The sequence below is a fragment of the Arcicella sp. GW822-FHT02H01 genome, from assembly GCF_058802005.1.
Genome location: NZ_JBXANT010000001.1, coordinates 1,794,189 through 1,811,992 on the forward strand (window position 1 = coordinate 1,794,189; position 17,804 = coordinate 1,811,992).

At 34.6% G+C, this 17,804-nt stretch carries 15 protein-coding genes; 11 read left to right on the forward strand and 4 right to left on the reverse strand.

The window, feature by feature from the left end:
* Positions 1-15: 15 nt before the first annotated feature.
* From AC1RNE_RS07645 to AC1RNE_RS07655, 3 genes are all read left to right on the forward strand, one after another.
* The gene (locus AC1RNE_RS07645; protein ID WP_492800427.1) at positions 16-1,074 is read left to right on the forward strand and encodes an NAD(P)/FAD-dependent oxidoreductase; all 1,059 of its coding nucleotides are present in this window, start codon (positions 16-18) and stop codon (positions 1,072-1,074) included.
* 107 nt (positions 1,075-1,181) lie between these two features.
* Positions 1,182-4,436 carry a hypothetical protein gene (locus tag AC1RNE_RS07650; RefSeq protein WP_492800428.1) on the forward strand — a complete coding sequence of 1,085 codons (3,255 nt, stop codon included), beginning with the start codon at positions 1,182-1,184 and terminating at the stop codon, positions 4,434-4,436.
* Positions 4,437-4,453: 17 nt separating this feature from the next.
* Complete coding sequence (locus AC1RNE_RS07655; protein ID WP_492800429.1) at positions 4,454-6,103, forward strand: CotH kinase family protein; 1,650 nt, start codon at positions 4,454-4,456, stop codon at positions 6,101-6,103.
* A 10-nt stretch (positions 6,104-6,113) separates the two neighbouring features.
* On the opposite strand, the gene AC1RNE_RS07660 is transcribed toward AC1RNE_RS07655, so the two are convergent.
* The 4 genes from AC1RNE_RS07660 to AC1RNE_RS07675 form a co-directional block, all read right to left on the reverse strand.
* The gene (locus tag AC1RNE_RS07660) at positions 6,114-6,626 is read right to left on the reverse strand and encodes a hypothetical protein (RefSeq protein WP_492800430.1); all 513 of its coding nucleotides are present in this window, start codon (positions 6,624-6,626) and stop codon (positions 6,114-6,116) included.
* A gap of 75 nt (positions 6,627-6,701) precedes the next feature.
* Positions 6,702-7,439, reverse strand: a complete 738-nt coding sequence (locus AC1RNE_RS07665; protein WP_492800431.1) for a dioxygenase family protein — start codon at positions 7,437-7,439, stop codon at positions 6,702-6,704.
* 70 nt (positions 7,440-7,509) lie between these two features.
* Positions 7,510-8,211, reverse strand: a complete 702-nt coding sequence (locus tag AC1RNE_RS07670; protein ID WP_492800432.1) for a pirin family protein — start codon at positions 8,209-8,211, stop codon at positions 7,510-7,512.
* Positions 8,212-8,281: 70 nt separating this feature from the next.
* A complete protein-coding gene (locus AC1RNE_RS07675; RefSeq protein ID WP_492800433.1) occupies positions 8,282-8,707 on the reverse strand; it encodes a (4Fe-4S)-binding protein in 426 nt (141 codons plus the stop codon).
* 98 nt (positions 8,708-8,805) lie between these two features.
* On the opposite strand from AC1RNE_RS07675, the gene AC1RNE_RS07680 reads away from it, so the two are divergent.
* From AC1RNE_RS07680 to AC1RNE_RS07715, 8 genes are all read left to right on the forward strand, one after another.
* A complete protein-coding gene (locus AC1RNE_RS07680) occupies positions 8,806-10,080 on the forward strand; it encodes a glutamate-5-semialdehyde dehydrogenase (protein WP_492800434.1) in 1,275 nt (424 codons plus the stop codon).
* A 71-nt stretch (positions 10,081-10,151) separates the two neighbouring features.
* On the forward strand, positions 10,152-10,931 hold the full coding sequence (locus AC1RNE_RS07685; protein WP_492800435.1) for an RMD1 family protein: 780 nt from the start codon (positions 10,152-10,154) through the stop codon (positions 10,929-10,931).
* Positions 10,932-11,098: 167 nt separating this feature from the next.
* Entirely contained in the window at positions 11,099-11,722 is a 624-nt protein-coding gene (locus tag AC1RNE_RS07690) for a porin family protein (protein ID WP_492800436.1), read from the forward strand.
* Between the two features lie 176 nt (positions 11,723-11,898).
* Positions 11,899-13,620, forward strand: coding sequence for a DNA polymerase III subunit gamma/tau (locus tag AC1RNE_RS07695; protein WP_492800437.1), 1,722 nt, complete (start codon positions 11,899-11,901; stop codon positions 13,618-13,620).
* Positions 13,621-13,680: 60 nt separating this feature from the next.
* Positions 13,681-14,769 carry an MBL fold metallo-hydrolase gene (locus tag AC1RNE_RS07700; RefSeq protein WP_492800438.1) on the forward strand — a complete coding sequence of 363 codons (1,089 nt, stop codon included), beginning with the start codon at positions 13,681-13,683 and terminating at the stop codon, positions 14,767-14,769.
* A 134-nt stretch (positions 14,770-14,903) separates the two neighbouring features.
* Complete coding sequence (locus tag AC1RNE_RS07705; protein WP_309913847.1) at positions 14,904-15,287, forward strand: BlaI/MecI/CopY family transcriptional regulator; 384 nt, start codon at positions 14,904-14,906, stop codon at positions 15,285-15,287.
* A 177-nt stretch (positions 15,288-15,464) separates the two neighbouring features.
* Positions 15,465-15,959, forward strand: a complete 495-nt coding sequence (locus AC1RNE_RS07710) for an ExbD/TolR family protein (RefSeq protein ID WP_492800439.1) — start codon at positions 15,465-15,467, stop codon at positions 15,957-15,959.
* A gap of 53 nt (positions 15,960-16,012) precedes the next feature.
* The gene (locus tag AC1RNE_RS07715; RefSeq protein ID WP_492800440.1) at positions 16,013-17,665 is read left to right on the forward strand and encodes a TonB family protein; all 1,653 of its coding nucleotides are present in this window, start codon (positions 16,013-16,015) and stop codon (positions 17,663-17,665) included.
* The last annotated feature ends 139 nt before the right edge of the window (positions 17,666-17,804 follow it).

A 17,804-nucleotide genomic window follows, 5' to 3' on the forward strand; every position in this document is an offset into this window, starting at 1 on the left:
ATACTAATATATCTTATGAGTAAAGAATCCGCTGAAACAGATTTTATAATTGTTGGACAAGGTCTGGCAGGCTCTTTATTAGCTTACTTACTTCTTCAAAGAGGGAAAAAAGTGCAGATTTTTGATGCACCCGAAATTCCTTCTTCATCAAGGGTGGCCGCTGGTATTTTCAATCCTGTTACTGGTAGAAAACTAGTTAAAACTTGGATGGCCGATGAATTATTTCCCTTTCTTGAACACTTTTATCTTGAATTAGAAGATGTTTTACAAGTAAAGTTTTTTCATCAAGTTCCCATTTATCGCCCATTTCCTAACGAAGAAGTACAAGAATATTTTAAGAGTGATAAAGTACCTGAGAATTTCGCTGATTTTGCTACTATTGAATTTGAAAACATCGCCTACCAAGACCTTGTCAATAGTCAGTTGGGAGGAGTAACGACCAAACACTCTGGCTGGGTAGATTTAAAAATATTATTAGATGCTTTCAGAGCGTTTTTTAAACAAAAGGGTATCCTTTTTCAAGAAAACTTTAATCCTGAAAGTGCGTTATCTAATGATTGTAAGACTATTTTTTGTGAAGGCTTTCAAGCGAGATTAAATCCTTATTTTAGTTATCTCCCTTTTAATCCTGTAAAAGGAGAAGTGTTAGAGGTAACCATTGAAGATATCAGTTTAGATACCATCATTAATCAAGGAGCTTTTGTGGTTCCTTTATCCAACAATACGTTTAGGCTCGGAGCAACTTATAGCTGGCACGAACTTGATTTTATACCAACACATCAAGGTAAAGAAGATTTGTTAATGAAGTACCATAAATTAATGAAACCAGATTTAGAAGTAATTGGTCATTTGGCTGGTGTACGCCCTGCTACTAAAGACCGTCGCCCATTCATAGGAATGCATCCAGAGCTTAAAGAAATAGGGATTTTTAACGGTTTAGGGTCAAAAGGCGTGTCACTTGCGCCCTATTTTGCTACCCAATTTATAGAATTTTTACTCTTTGGAAAAGAACTTTCTCCGGAAGTCAATATAAATCGTTTTACTTCGTTATATTTAAGAGCTGGGAATTCGTGATTGCTTATTCGTTGTTCATTAGGGAATTGGCTTAAAATGCACTTCCCATTTTCTATATAGCAATGGTTAATATACGAAGAAACGCCCTTTAACTTCGTCCTAAAACAATGAGAAAACTATTACCAATAATATTTATTCTGACTACTTTTTGTTCATTAGCTCAGAATTTTTTACCTACACAAGAACCTTTCGGTAAAAACCGTATTCAATACCGTCCGTTCAAATGGAAGGTATTGGCTTCGCAAAATTTTGAAATTTATTTTTACGAAGGGGGGCAGCAAACCGCTACTTTGGCCGTTCAATTGGCTGAATCAGAATTCGATAGAATTACTGAAATTCTAGGCTATTCGCCATTTACAAAAACTAAGATTTTTGTATATAATGCCACACAAGACCTCAATCAAAGCAATGTGGGGCTAAATCTTTCAAGCGAAAGAGAAATTCGTGAGGAAAATTTAGCAAAATCGAGAATCGAAATTGCGTATTCTGGCAATGCTGAGAGCTTCAAAAAGCATATTACCAAAGAAGTAGCCCATGTTTTTGTGCATGATATGTTATATGGCGGGAGTATCAAAGAGTCTTTACAGAACTCGTTGTTGCTTAGTGTGCCTGAATGGTATATGAGTGGTATTACAGCCTATATTTCTGAAGGTTGGAATACCGAAGTAGACACTTATATGCGTGATGCTATTAACAACAAATATTTAAAAAGACCCAACTTAGCGAGTGGCAGAGAGGCTGAACTAGTTGGACAGTCTATCTGGAATTATATTGCTGAAAAATATGGAAAAGATAATATTGCTAATATCCTGAACTTAACCAGAATCATCAGGAATGAACAAACGTCTATTTCTAGTACTATTGGTGTTCCTTTTTCTAGGTTCTTGAAAGATTGGCGTGAATATTATTCAGTAATGAATGATGCTATCAATAATAGCAACTATCAGGCGCTGAAATACGATTTAAAAATAGACGAAAGTAAATTCAATAGTTTTGATAAAATCAGCAAGTTCAAAATAAGTCCAGATGGTGCTTTTATTGCTTATTCAAGAAATGAACTGGGCAAATCGAGCATTGAAATCCTAGATGTAAAAACTAAAAAGAAAGCCTTGTTGCTTACGGCTGGCTATAAAACACTTAAACAATCTGTAGATTATAATACGCCTTTGCTTTCATGGACTAAAGGTGGTTCGTTGGCTGTTATTTATGAGAATCAAGGAGACGTAGTGCTGAGTGTATTTACTGATATTACGGATAAAGATTTGACAGGTAAGTTTTTTACCCGAAAAGTATTGAGTGATTTTGACCAAGTTCAAGATTTTGATATTTCTGACAATGGTAATACTGTAGTACTTAGTGCCATCAGTAAAGGACAAAACGATTTGTTTCTTTATGACATTGCGAGGGGGAAAGTACAGCAATTAACGAATGATTTATATGATGATTTAAGCCCACAATTTGTAGGCAGTGCGGGTAAAATTATTTTTACCTCAAACAGACTCAAAGATTCTTTAGATGTTGATAAAGGAACTTACAAGCAAGTAAATAATCATTTTAATTTATTCTTACACGAAGGCAAACCAAAGCAAGAAACGGTAAAGCGTTTGGTTGATTCACTAGGAACTATTACCAGACCTATCGTATCAGACGGAAGTACGGTGTATTTCTTAAGTGATGAACGTGGTATCAAAAACATTTATCGCTTAACTGCTGGAGACTCTACTGTAACACAAGTAAGTAATTTCAGAAATGATATTGAGGACTTCGACTATACAGCCAGCACTAATAGTCTGATTTACAAATTTTTAGAAAAAAACCAGGATATTATTGCCTATCAAGCACAAGCTGATTTTAGTCCTAAAACTAATGTTCCATATACGCTTAGAAATGTGAGGCTTTATGGCATTAATCAGGCGGCGTATAATCCTGTAAAACCAACTACACTATCATCTGCACCTACTGCTGAAACAGCAAATACTACTGTTAAAACGCCAAAATTAATACTTGATAAAGGAGAAATAGATACAAACGATTATACGTTTGATATTACTTCTATTTCAAAAAATTCAGGACAAAATGGTACTGATGCGCCGAAGAATGACAAAAGAAACAAGGTTGAAAAGATAATCTTAGCGAAGCAGAGTCGTAAAGAAAACATTAAAATAAAACCTCCGACAGATTATAACAACCCTTTTGTGGTCAATAATACTGACCTTGATTTTATGGTTGACCCGCTTCCACAAAGAGGTTTTGGGCTGAAAGGAACGATTAATATGAACGACTTGCTTGAAAACCATCATCTTCAAGGAGGGATATTTATTACGCCAAATTTGAAAAACTCTGATTTATGGGGCGAATATTCGTATTTAGCTAATAGAATAGATTATAGTATAAGATTTGACCGTCGTTCAATTTCAGAAGAGACATCATCGACTATCAATAAATATCATTTTAATAGAGTTTCAGTAGCGGCTTCTTATCCAATTAATACGAATACACGCATTACTGCAACACCTTCATTTACCGCAAATAGGTTTTTGAATTTGGTAGATTTGACTACACCAGATGGTTTTTCTTCTTATCTAGGAGGTAAAATTGAACTTGTTTACGACAATACCATCAGTCATGGCGTAAATATGTTAGAAGGAACTAGGTTCAGAGCCAGAATTGAACATTATACTGGTCTAACCAATTCGATGGATGGGTATAATAGAATCTATCTTGATTTACGTCATTATCTAAAACTAGGAAAAGGTACTATCATCGCTGGAAGATTGTCGGGAGGACATTCTTTCGGAAATTCTCCAAAACAAACTGTAATGGGAGGTATGGATAACTGGCTTGGTATTCAGTATCAAGATAGAAGTGGTGATACTAAAAACCCTTTTAATCCTTTAACAGCCAATACTAAAGAACCACAAATTGATAATAAAGATATATTTTTATTAGATTATGCTACCTCTTTGCGTGGCTTTAATGTAAACAAGTTATCAGGAACAAGTCACTTATTATTTAATTTAGAGGTAAGATTACCGATTGCTAAATATTTATACAGTGGCCCGATTTATAATAATTTCTTCAAAAACCTTCAATTAACAGGCTTTACTGATGTGGGTTCTGCTTGGACGGGTGCTAGTCCATTCTCTAGAAGAAATGGCTTTAATACCGTAGTAAAGGGGCCTTCAACCAACCCATTTCAAGCGACAGTAACGGATTTTCGTAATCCATTCTTGGTGGGCTATGGCGTAGGTGCTAGAACTACCATACTAGGATATTTTGTAAAGTATGACTTGGGCTGGGGGCTAGACAATAAAGAGATACAAAGTCCAATTTCTTATATAACTTTGGGATATGATTTTTAAAATATCCTAAAGTTTATATGAATAAGTCAATTTGTGTATTATCTGTTTTATTATCGTTTAGTTTCTATTCAGGAAATAGTCAAATTTTGACGACTTCAAATCTTCCTATTTTAAAAGTCAATACTAAAGGAAGAAATATTGTTGACGAACCCAAAATATTAGCTACGATGGAGCTAATTCATAATGACAAAGGTTCGCAAAATAGCATCAATGATTTGCCTAATATTTACAACGGACTTATTGGTATAGAACTGAGGGGGTCTTCTTCAAAAGACCTTTTCCCTAAAAAGCCTTATGGCTTTGAAACATGGGCGGATACCACTGGTAAAAGTCGTAAAATTAGTTTTCTCAATTTTCCCGAAGAATCAGATTGGGTGCTTAATGCCACTTATAATGATAAGACGTTGATGCGTGATGTGTTGACGTATGACTTAGTCAATAAAATGGGGCGATATGCTACACGCACTCGCTACTGTGAAATGCTTTTGAATAATGACTATCAAGGTTTGTATATTTTGATGGAAAAAATCAAAAGAGATAAAAGTCGGGTTGATATTTCTAGTTTAAAAACAACCGATAATACTGGCGACGATGTAACGGGTGGTTATATTTTGAAAATAGATAAAACATCTGGCTCTCCTTCTAAAAACTGGACAAACAATACTACTACCCCTTTTGGTAACTACAAAACATTCTTTCAGGTAGAATATCCAAAATATACGGATATTAGCCAACCTCAATTTGACTACATCCAAAAGTATGTCAATGATTTTGAAGCAGCTTTGCTAGCACCAGATTTTAAGAGTCCAGAAGCAAAATGGCGTGAAATGTGCGATTTAGATACTTTTATCGACTATTTCTTGATTACTGAATTTGTCAAAAACGTAGATGGATACAGACTAAGTACCTTTTTTTATAAAGAAAAAATTACAAAAGGCGGTAAATTGAAAATGGGACCTGCGTGGGACTATAATCTAGCCTTTGGCAATGCTGACTATTATGATGGTTATAAGTCTACGGGGTGGCAATATAAAATCAATGACATTTCGATTCCTAAAAATGACCTTTATCCTGCACCCTTCTGGTGGCAACAATTAGCTCAGGATTCTATCTTCAAAACCAGAACAGTAAAACGCTGGGAAGCACTTCGTAAAACTACCTTCAAAACAGAAAACATTAATAAATGGATTGATTCTACTGCCATTGGCTTAGAGCCAGCCATGAAAAGGAATTTCAATAAATGGCCTAATGTTTTGGGTAAATATGTATGGCCCAATTATTACGTAGGTTCTACTTATCAGGATGAAGTCAATTGGTTAAAAGAATGGATTAGAATACGGACATTGTGGCTAGATACCCAATTCCAAACATTTGCCTTAACATTAGGCAATGAAGATATTGTAGAAAAAGAAAAACCTATTAGGGTATTCCCCAATCCGATAGAGAGCCAAACGATGATTGATTATCAGGTATTTAAGAAAGGGAATGTTTCAATTATTTTGTATGACATCAACGGGAAAATGATAAAAACTGTAGTAGATGAAATACAGACAAGCAATACTTATCAGGTATCGGCAAACCTAGAAAACCTTTCTGCTGGCACTTATATATTGAATTATCTATTAGATGGCATTCCTGTTGAAAGAGTAAAATTGTTGAAAAAATAAACAGCTACTTTCAACTCGGCTTATAAAAAGTGACGGATAAACGAGGTTGCAATTTAAACAACATGGTAGAAAGTCCTTCGCTAAGATTTTGAAGATTTTCATCCAAAGAAATCAAATAATGACCATCCCAAATATCAATTAAAGAAACCAAAGGAGTATAAAACGTTATGCCTATTTCATGTGCCTTGATATCTTTAATATTAGAATCGATAATATCCATTTGGTAATTATTGAAGGGCATAAAGTTGTTACCAAGGTTATCAGCCAAGTGATATATTTTACCCTTCCATTGTAGGATATAGGGATGCGCTGCCATGCTTATCAAAAAATGTAGCTTTTCAGCATTTTCGTCTTTGCTGAGTATTTCTTTGAAGGTAAGGAGTGGCTCGTTCTTATTATTATAAAGCTGAGATTGCATCAAAAATTCTTGATAGGTACTCTCCCAAATATATTTCTCCCATGCTGTGCGCGAATGTTGATTAATAACTATCCTAAAAGCAAACCTTACTTGTCCTTGTGGCATTATTTGATATAATTTAAAAAGAGGTCTGGAAAGTATCATCCAAAACCTCTTTCATGAATATGAATAGTTAATTGCCTAAGCCTTTACATAAATCGTATGAACCAATACATATCCCTCGGCTACACTTCCCGTTACTGTTGACATTTCATTAGCAATACCATCTACAAAAATATTATCTGTAGCATTTTTAGTATCAGCTTGTCCATGACTAGCATAAACGCCTTGGGCATAGACTACGGCACTCACATTCTCAGGAAATGCAATTTGTGTAACCAATAAAGAAGTACCCGATGCATTATATACATGGACATGGATATGCGGCGCTCTTCCAGAGTACCACCCCGGATAGATACTCTTGAAACTAGCCACACCTGTACTATCAGTAGTTTGTCTTCCTCTTAAAAAATGTACAGAAGTATAATTAGTTTTTTGCATACCAGTTCCTCCGTATTCTGAATATTCACCTGCGGCATCACAATGCCAAATATCTGTAATAGCGTTGGCTAAAATATTACAACTATTGTTTACATTTCTGATAATAATATTGATAGTAAGCGGGGTACCTGTTCTATCAGAAGTAATGTCTTTAGTAATTAATGTAGCAGGAGACTTTGTAGGAAAAGGGCCTTCTGTTTCAGCATTTGTAACTGAACAGCTTGATGGTGTAATAGTAGTATCTACGCTTCCACCTGTAGTTGTGGTAGTTGTATTAGCAACTATATCATCTTCTTTACAGGCTGTTATTAAAGGAACGGCTATCGCTACAGCACCTAAAGAGCCAAAGCTTTTTCTTAAAAAATCTATTCTTTTCATTTGATCAACATTTAAGGGGGTTCATCACAGAATACACCATTTAAGAAAGCTTTATTGGCTGGCTTTAAAATTAATTTAATTGCACTTCAATAAATAAGATAATTGCATTGTTTGAAAGAGCCTCAAATTCTATCTCAGCATTAGCGGCAAGTGCCCATAAAGCTAGTCCGTCTTTCTTTTCTAAAAGCCTGTTTTGTACTTCAAAAGCTCCTTCGATTACGAAAGCAAACAAGCCATTTTCAGGAGTTTTTAATTGATAAACACCCTCATTGCGTCCATCATATTGACCAATAGCCATTGGAATATTGGCAGGCCCAAAATTTAATAATTGATTGTTGTTTTCAAGTGAAAGATTAATAATATCGTCAGTACCAGTTAGTGAATCAATATTATTGATGCTTAGTTGTATCTGTAAAAAGTTTACTGATTTATCAGCATAAGGGTTTTCAAGGACAACAACATCACCAATTTTTCTTGTAAGCACCGCTATTTGCCCAGCAACAATGTATTCTGTTTCTTCATTACCTCTAATAGCCAATCCTCCAACAATAGGAAGAAGGATTAAGATTGAGTTTTCTTTGAGAAAAAATATAAAATGAGTCTGCTCAGCCCCAAGTACTTCTTCATTCAATACTTTTAAGTTTCCAAAAGGAATGCTACTTTTCTCAGCATACGACTCATCATTGAACGTATGAAATCTTCTGGAATTTGTTCCAATCGTAAGTCCTCTTTTTTCTGCAAGAAATATCCTAGCTTCGTTTTGTTCTAGCATGATTCATGAAAATTTATTTTTCCTTTCTTTAAAAGAGAATACATCAAATTGAGCCCTCCTATTGCTTTACCTATCCTTCAAAAGTAATTTTCACATGTGTGCCATCACAATAAGGCTTATTGCTCGACCCTCCACAACGACAAAAGGCTGTTGTTTGGCTTTTCATGGATTCATTGCCCTCGTTATCTTTTACGGTTAAGTTTCCATAAACCAATAATGGCCCATTTGGGAGTACTTCTACTAACGTAGTTGCTGTAGATTGGTTTTCTTCTTGTTTACCTTCATCATTCATAAAATAGCTTAAAGCACTAGATGGACAAGCTTTTACTTGTTCAACAATCGTATTAGTATCCTCATTTTCTAGCGTTACCCACGGACGTTTCCTAGGATTAAAAACAGTAGGCAGGCTTTTGAAGCAAATAGTAGAATGAATACATTTTGAAGGTTGCCAAACCACGGTTACTTCACCGTTTGTATATTTCTTCGTGATTTCCATGAATATATTGGGCTTTGTTCAAACGATATTACAAAAAATCTAAATACATTCTAAAAACTTTGCGAACTTTACACTGAATTTTGTTAATCAGAAAAACAATGGAACTTGAAACTTTAGCCCTTCCAAAAACAATCATTCCTCTTTTAGAGAAAACCCATGCGGCATCTGGAGAAATGAGACGTTTGACGGATGAAAAGAAAAAAGCAATTCTGGAGCGTTTGGCAGTGGTTTTATTAGAAAACAAAGCTCAAATCATCGCTGAAAATTTGAAAGATTTAATCCGTATGGATTTATCTGACCCTAAGTATGATCGACTGGTATTAAATGAAAGTCGTATTGAAGCGTTGGCAGAAAGCATTAGAGAAATAGCGGTACTCCCCGACCCTTCAGGTGCAACTTTACTAGAAAAAACGTTAGATAACGGTTTAAAAATCAAAAAAATAGCTGTTCCGATGGGCGTAATCGGAATTATTTATGAAGCACGCCCTAATGTAACAGTTGATGTAACGGCACTGTGTATTCGTTCTGGAAATGCAGTAGTTTTGCGTGGCGGTTCGGATGCTTTTGATACCAATTCGTACTTATTGAGCTTGATTCATCAGGTTTTACAAGAATTTAGTGTCAATCCTGCTTGTATTACGCTCTTACCAACCGACAGAGAATTGGTAAAAGAATTATTGACAGCTACTCGTTTTGTGGATTTAATTATTCCAAGAGGTTCGGCATCTTTGATTCAGTTTGTTCGTAAAAACTCGTTAGTACCTACTATTGAAACAGGCGCAGGTGTTTGTCATACTTATGTAGAAAGCTCGGCTGATTTAACAAAAGCGAAAGAAATTGTAGCCAATGCTAAAATATCAAGACCATCGGTTTGTAATTCACTGGAAACCATCATTGTTGATGAAACCATTGCTCCTACATTCTTGCCTTTAATTGTTCAAGATTTTGCCAAAGCTGAGGTAGAAATTTTTGCAGATGAAGTATCGTTCGAAGTATTGTCAAAAAGCAATTATCCTTATTTGCAAAAAGCCCAAGAGGATGATTTTGGTAAAGAATTTACTGATTTCAAATGCTCTATCAAAACTGTAAAAAACATTGAGGAGGCTTTGGAACATATCCGTAAACATTCTACCCGTCATTCAGAGGCTATTCTCACTACTAATGAAGGATTGGCAGAACAATTCACGACTGAAGTAGATGCTGCTGCGGTTTATACCAATGCATCTACCCGTTTTACAGACGGCGGACAGTTTGGCTTGGGTGCTGAAATCGGAATCTCAACTCAGAAATTACATGCACGTGGTCCATTTGCTTTAGAAAAATTAGTAACTGAGAAATGGGTGATTACAGGGGACGGGCAAGTAAGATGGTAGTGTGTATATAAATTGGCATTTCGAAGAAAATAAATAAAGGGGTGGCTCGTCCATCCCCTCTCGTTATCATTATGAAAATTGAAGCCTACCAAGTATCAGAAGTAATCAATTTAAAAAAGTTTAGAAACGAATATACCAACGAACCTTTGTTGTTTAATAATTCTGAACTTTTTTATAAACAAGAAGAAAATAAATACTGCTACTTACTGAGTTATGGTGTGGTTGTATTTGGCGGATTTAATGATTTAGAGAAAAGTGCGTTTCTGAAATTTGTAAAAACCTTTGCCGAAGACCTTGTCACTACAAAGTTTGAAGAAAACTTTCACCTTCAAATGGAGGCTCAAACAGCCCTTATTCTTCGTCATAATTCTATTACTATTCCCGAAATTACAGAAGATTCTATTAGAATTGTAATGCTTAATATCGGGCAGTCGGTGGCCTTAGATTATTATGAATTTTTGACGTTAGAAATCTTTCAGGATTCTCAGAAATTTACTGACGAACTTGAGCAAACTGGAACGTTCAGTCATTCAAAAAAAGACTTACTAAAATTTATCGGCAGAACCCTCAACATTAAGAATAGTATTATCGATAATCTTTACATTTTTGATGCACCAGATATAGTGTGGGAAAACGAAGACTTAGAACGTATAGACAAGGGGTTAAAAAGAAACCTTGATTTAAAGATGCGTTATCAAGATATTGACTACAAACTAAAGATTGTTCAGGAAAACCTAAAGCTCTTCACCGATTTACTACAGAACCGAGAAAGTACGCGATTAGAGTGGATTGTAATCATCTTGATTCTGATAGAAGTTTTTGATATTTTGGTAAAGAAGTTTTTTGATTGAGTTACCGTATAATAAAAAACAAACAAAACAAATAACTGATTATCAATAATTTATAAAAATATATTTATTTTCTTTTTTCAATATTTTTTTGTTGATTATTTTTTCTCCTTTACCTTTGTACCGTATTAAAATATTTTATAACACCATAATTTAAATAACTTACACTAATGAAAAAAATGAACAAAAAGTTTCTACTCATCCTAAGCTTAATCGCTTTCTCTTACGCCACTAAAGCTCAAATTCGTTTCGGTATCAAAGGTGGTGGTAATTTGGCTAATGGTTCCGTTACCATTAGAGGTACTTCCACTGATTCAAAGCCAGTCATATCTTTTCATGTAGGAGTTGTATTAGAAGCTCAATTGGCTGATAGATTATATCTTGAACCTAATTTGTTATTTTCTCGAAAAGGAGCTAGTATAGATATGACTTCAACGATATCTCAAAAAGTTACTTATAGTTACCTTGAGCTTCCTGTAAATGTAGTATATGAAGTGATAGATTATTTAACAATTGGAGGTGGTCCATATTTGGGGTATGCATTAGGTGGCAAAACTACTATAACTGATAAAACTAATAATCTAGAAGTATCACAAGATATAAAAGTAGAAGAGGGTGGTATGAAACGTTTAGACTATGGTTTAAATTTCACTGCAGGCTATGAAATAATTGATGGATTAACAATTAGTGCTAATTACTCATTGGGTCTAGTAAATATTGTTGATAATAATAGCTCAACTACAAAAAATAATGTAATTGGCATCTCAGTTACTAAGTTTTTCGGAGCTAGATAATTCTAATAATTTTATTTTCAAAAGCTCAGCAAAATCAACTTTGCTGGGCTTTTTTATTTACTGATGGCATGACTTGTAGGCATAACCATCAGTATTCTATACTAAAACTAAATCCATAAAATCGACATCCTCTTATTCCTATTTGAAATATCGTACGCTTGTACTTACATTTGTATATGGAAAACTTTGTCGTTTCAGCCCGAAAATATCGCCCGCAATTATTTGATTCCGTCGTTGGTCAGTCGCACATTACCACTACGCTCAAAAATGCTATCCGTACCAACCACTTAGCTCAAGCTTTTTTGTTTTGTGGTCCTCGTGGAGTAGGAAAAACTACTTGTGCCAGAATTTTAGCTAAAACTATTAACTGCCAGAACCTTAGCGAAGAAGCAGAAGCCTGTGGCGAATGCGAATCATGTCGTTCATTTCAGAACAATGCCTCTTTTAATATTCATGAACTAGATGCAGCCTCAAACAATTCTGTTGATGACATCCGTAGTTTGATTGATCAAGTGCGTTACCCTCCGCAATCTGGTAAATACAAGATTTATATCATCGATGAGGTCCATATGCTTTCAACGAGTGCATTCAATGCATTTTTGAAAACATTAGAAGAACCGCCATCATATGCTATTTTTATTTTAGCTACAACCGAAAAGCATAAAATATTACCGACGATTCTTTCACGTTGTCAGATATTTGATTTCAATAGAATTCAAATTCATGACATGACACAGCATTTATCTAAAATTGCTGTGCAAGAAGGCATAGAAGCTGATAATGATGCTCTGGAATTAATTGCCCAAAAAGCAGATGGAGGTTTAAGAGATGCTCTTTCGATGTTTGATTTGAATGTTACTTTTTCAAAAGATAACATTTTAAGATATTCGGAAGTACTGGATAATTTGCATATTCTGGATTATGATTACTATTTCAGAATGACGGAGGCTTTGTTAAATAGTAATATCTCGGAGTCATTCTTACTTTTTGACGAAATATTGAAAAAAGGTTTTGATGGTCATCAGTTTACTGTAGGTTTACTAGAACATTTCCGTAATCTATTGGTCTGCAAAGACCCCGTTACAGTCAGATTATTACAAGTTTCTGAATCAGTACAAGCCAAGTATTTGGCACAGTCGGCCATAGCTCCTTATTCGTTTTTAGCATCAGCTCTAAGCATCGGGTCTGCTTGTGATTTAAACTATAAAGCGGCTAAAAATCAAAAGCTACATGTTGAAATTTGCTTATTGAAACTAGCCAATATTTCAAAAGTATTGAACTTAGCCACCTTACCAGCTACGGAGGGCGAAGGCCTGGGAAAGGATTTAGGGAGTAAGGAAAACGAAACTAAGGCAAATGAAGTTGTTGCAAACACCAATGTGCAAACTTCAAACCCAGTAAGTATTCCCCAAACCCCAACTATCGCTCCACCAATTGGTAAATTAAGAAGTACAGCTACACTAGGTAAACCTGTTAATGTAGCTCAAGAACCTATCAATACAATCGCTCAGCCTGCTTCTATTCAGCAAAATAAGGCCTTTTCGTTTGAAGAATTACAAACAGCATGGGATGCCTTGGTTAAGCATTTAGAAGAAAAAGAGCGTTTTAGCGAATTCGTAATTTTAAACAGACCTTTCACGCTAAAAGGAACAACCATTCATATAGAAGTAGATAATGATATTCAAGTAGATTTATTAACGACTACTTTACGAACAGAAATCCTTAATCACCTTAGAAAGATTCTCAACAATACTACAATTCATCTGGAAGTTGTAGTGGCTGAGGTAGAAAACAAAACGTTGATTTATACTCAAGCAGATAAGTTTAGATTTTTGGCAGATAAAAACCCTGCCCTTAATGAATTAAAAAATACATTAGGATTGGATTATGATTATTAATACATTGCTTTAAGCATCAAGCAATAAGCCTTAGGCTATGCTTGAATTTCGAAGAAAAGTATGAAACGCAGAAAGTTCATTCATAAAATTTTTACCCTCGCTACGATGTCAAAATCTGGCGGGGGTATTCTTTTTACACAAGTTGAAAAAACACAAGTCATGAAAACTCGTACAAATAATCCTAATTTAAAAACTATTCTGAACTCTTGGGAAGGCACTCCAGTCGACGATGAAGGACGGTTTATGAACCATGAATTTCCTTTTCTGCCTAAATTTGGGAGTGTCTTTAAATGGATGACCACTAAGAATCCACAGAAACAATTTAAAAAAGAAGATACTTGGCGATTACCTGTTATAAAAGATGATGCTTTTTTGAAGGACACCAAAGATATGATTGTATGGCTTGGTCATGCTTCGTTTTTTATTCGGTTGAATGGCAAGCAAATCTTGATTGACCCAGTACTTGGTAAAATACCTGCTACAAAACGCCATTCTGAATTACCTATTTCTCCTGAAAAGCTTACCAATATTGACTATATTTTAGTTTCTCATGCCCATTACGACCATTGCGATAAAAGTAGTTTGAAGTTATTACAAAGCCAAAACCCTAAAGCAATTGTTTTGACGGGACTGAAAATGACTTCTTTACTTAGCAAGTGGATGCCTAATAACGAAATCCAAGAGGCTGGCTGGTATCAGCAATATCAAACCCATGATGACTTAGCCTTTTATTTCTTGCCTTCAAGACATTGGTCAAATCGTTCTTTAGGCGATGCTAATAAGAGACTTTGGGGAGCATTTGTAATAAAAAGTAATGATAAGACTATTTATTTTGGTGGAGATTCAGGGTATGGAAGTCATTTTAAAGAAGTAGCTACCTTGTTTCCTAGCATCAATGTAGCCATGGTTGGCGCGGGTGCTTATTCGCCACGCTGGTTTATGTCGCCAAACCATCAAGACCCTGAGCATGCCGTGCAGGCATTTAACGAAACTAAAGCCAAAATAATGGTTCCATTTCATTATGGCACTTTCGACCAAGCTGATGAGCCCCTATCAGAACCAGAAAAGATTTTAACGCAATTGGAAAGCGAAGGACAAATTAATAAAACACTGAAAATTTTAAAAGTTGGTGAAGTCCTTCCTGTCTAAAGTGGCTTCTTTTTTACATTCGCTAAAAAAAAATTAACAAAAACTAAGAAAATAGTTTGTAAACTAAAAAATTAGTTTTATATTTATATCAAGAATTCAAAGAGGTATCTATCATAAATAAATTCATAGAAAAAATGCAATCAGTAGAAAGAGAATTAACCAAAGCTGAAGAACAAATTATGCAAGTACTTTGGCAGATAGAAAAAGGTTTTGTTAAAGACGTTTTGGATGAGTTGCCAGAACCTAAACCAGCTTATAATACGGTATCGACCATTATTAGAATTTTACAAGAAAAAGGGTTTGTTAGTCATAACTCTTATGGTAAATCACACGAGTATTTTCCAATTATTAGCAAAGAAAGTTATAGCTCGTTTGCCACTGAAAAATTAGTAGAAGGTTATTTTGAAAACTCGTTTTCTAGTTTGTTTTCATTCTTTTCTAAAAAAGGGAAAATTGATGTAAAAGATGCCGATGAAATTTTGAGTATGATTAACAAAATGAAAGAAGAAGGGCAGTAAAAGCTTTAAGTCAGGGTCATTGAGTAAGTTTTTAAGGTACATCTATTAAATATTAAACATATCCAGTTCTACCACAATTAGTTGATAAGTATGATAAAACAAAAACATGATAATTCTACACCTTATATTTTAACTTTTGAAAATTAATGTTCTATCAATCAAAACACAATTAATACGATGGCTGAAATAGCTGCACCCGAAAACAATGGTTCTAAAAAGAGAAGTCATAAATTATCGACCAAGATTGATATGACTCCAATGGTAGATTTAGGTTTTCTACTCATTACTTTTTTTATGTTAACCACTACGCTAGCAAAGCCTGTAGTGATGGAGCTAGCTATGCCTGAAGACAGTCGTGTTAAATCCGATATTCGTTGTTCTGAGTCTTTGACAGTTGTGCTAGATGACCAAAATAAGGTTTTCTATTATCAAGGCCTAGCTTGTGATCCAAAAGTTAGAAGCACCGATTTCTCTGACCGAGGAATCAGACAAGTATTATTTGATTATAAACGCAAGATTGGAGACAATTTCACGGTAGTGATAAAGTCTACCAACAAGGCAAAATATCGAAACATGATTGACTTATTAGATGAAATGAAAATTACTAATAATAGACGATATGCCATCGTTAATATTACACCTGAAGACGAAAAACTATTGAGTATTAAATAATTACAACAATCTCTTTAATCATTAAGCTATCCGAAAACCAAACTTGTATCGCTATGAATTGGCTAAGCTATCTCCTTCAAGTAAATCTGTATTTAATACTTTTTTACGGTTTCTATCGATTATTATTAAAGACAGAGACATTTTTTAACCTTAATCGAGGCTACTTGGTGGCATCGGCAGCGTTAGCATTTTTCGTACCATTGATGCAGTCAGAATGGGTAAGGAGCTGGTTCGTTACTGAGCAAGTATCACAAACCTTTAGTACATTTTATTCGCCAGAGGTCTTTTATATTCCTACTCAAAAGATGTCAAAAGGTAGCTTAACAGTGGGTGACATGCTTGCTTTCTCTTATATCATAGGTATTATTTTGGGCATTTGTCGCTTCGGAGGGAACTTAGCATACTTAGGCAAAATGATGAAAAGAAAGATTGATGGGGATAAAAATCAAAGAGCTTTCTCTTTTTTTAATGTAGTATTTGTTAGCAGAGAGTTGAAAAATCGCTCTACTATTATGAAACATGAGTTTGTTCATATCCGACAATTACATTCTGCCGACATTATGTTGTTTGAACTCATTGCTATTTTCAACTGGTTCAACCCTATTGTGTATCTCTACAAAAGTTCAATAAAACAAATACATGAGTTTATAGCCGACGAAGTAGCTAGTCGCCATGAAGCCTCCAAAGCTGATTATGCTATGTTACTTTTTCAAGAACAATTTGGTGTTCAAGCCATTCCTTTAACTAATAATTTTTTCAATAATTCACTTCTAAAACTACGCATTGATATGTTACAAAAACAACGTTCGACTAGTACAGCATTATTAAAATACGGTTTGACAGCACCATTATTTATGGCAATGATAGTGGTTTCATCAGCTACTTTAGCTCATAAATCTATTACTAAGATTGATGATAAAATTGCTGAAGTAAGCAAGCAGGATTTAAAAGAGATTGAAAAAATCAAACTCGATACTCCCCCATCAAAATCTGCCAAACAAGTATTGTTAGAGTCTGGTATTGATGTTTCAGATGCTTTAATCATCAGTCCTACTTTGGCAAAAGAGCTAAAAGAAAGTAAAGAATCGAAAAGAGATACCAATCAGGTTTTCTCAGCAGTTGATATACAAGCGGAATATCCAGGTGGTATGGAGGCTTTTGTAAAATATCTTCAAACTAATTTAAAATACCCTGAAGCTGCCAGAAAAGCGAATGCAACAGGCAAGGTATATGTATCGTTTATCGTGAATCAAGATGGTACTACTTCTAATTTTAGTGTCCTTAAAAGTGCTGGTTATGGCATGGATGAAGAAGCTGTTAGGGTTTTAAGAAGTGTTCCAAAGTGGGAAGCGGGTGAACATCAAGGACAAAAAGTAAATAGTCGTTTTACTGTTCCAATCCATTTTGCATTAAATAGCAAATATGAAAATCCTACTATTACATTATCTAATAAAGGACAAGGTACTATTCAGTTGAAAGGAAAAACGAATGGTATAGCTATTTCATTAGCTAAGGGAGAAGAAAATTTATTTACAGGTAAGCCTGCACCACTCTATATTTTAGATGGATTAGAAATACCAGTAATTAATGATATTGACCCTAATACTATAGAGAAAATAGACGTCTTGAAAGATAAAACCGCTACTGAAAAATATGGTGACAAAGGGAAAAATGGTGTGATAATAATAACCTCAAAAAAGAAGTAAATAAAAGACTTTATTAGGCATTATCAGCAATAATCTATAAACAGATTTTATAAGTCATTGCTGACAACAAAAAATATTCATTTCGTAATTATAAGTACTTAAAACCTCAATGTGGCATTGAGGTTTTTAAAAAATCAAA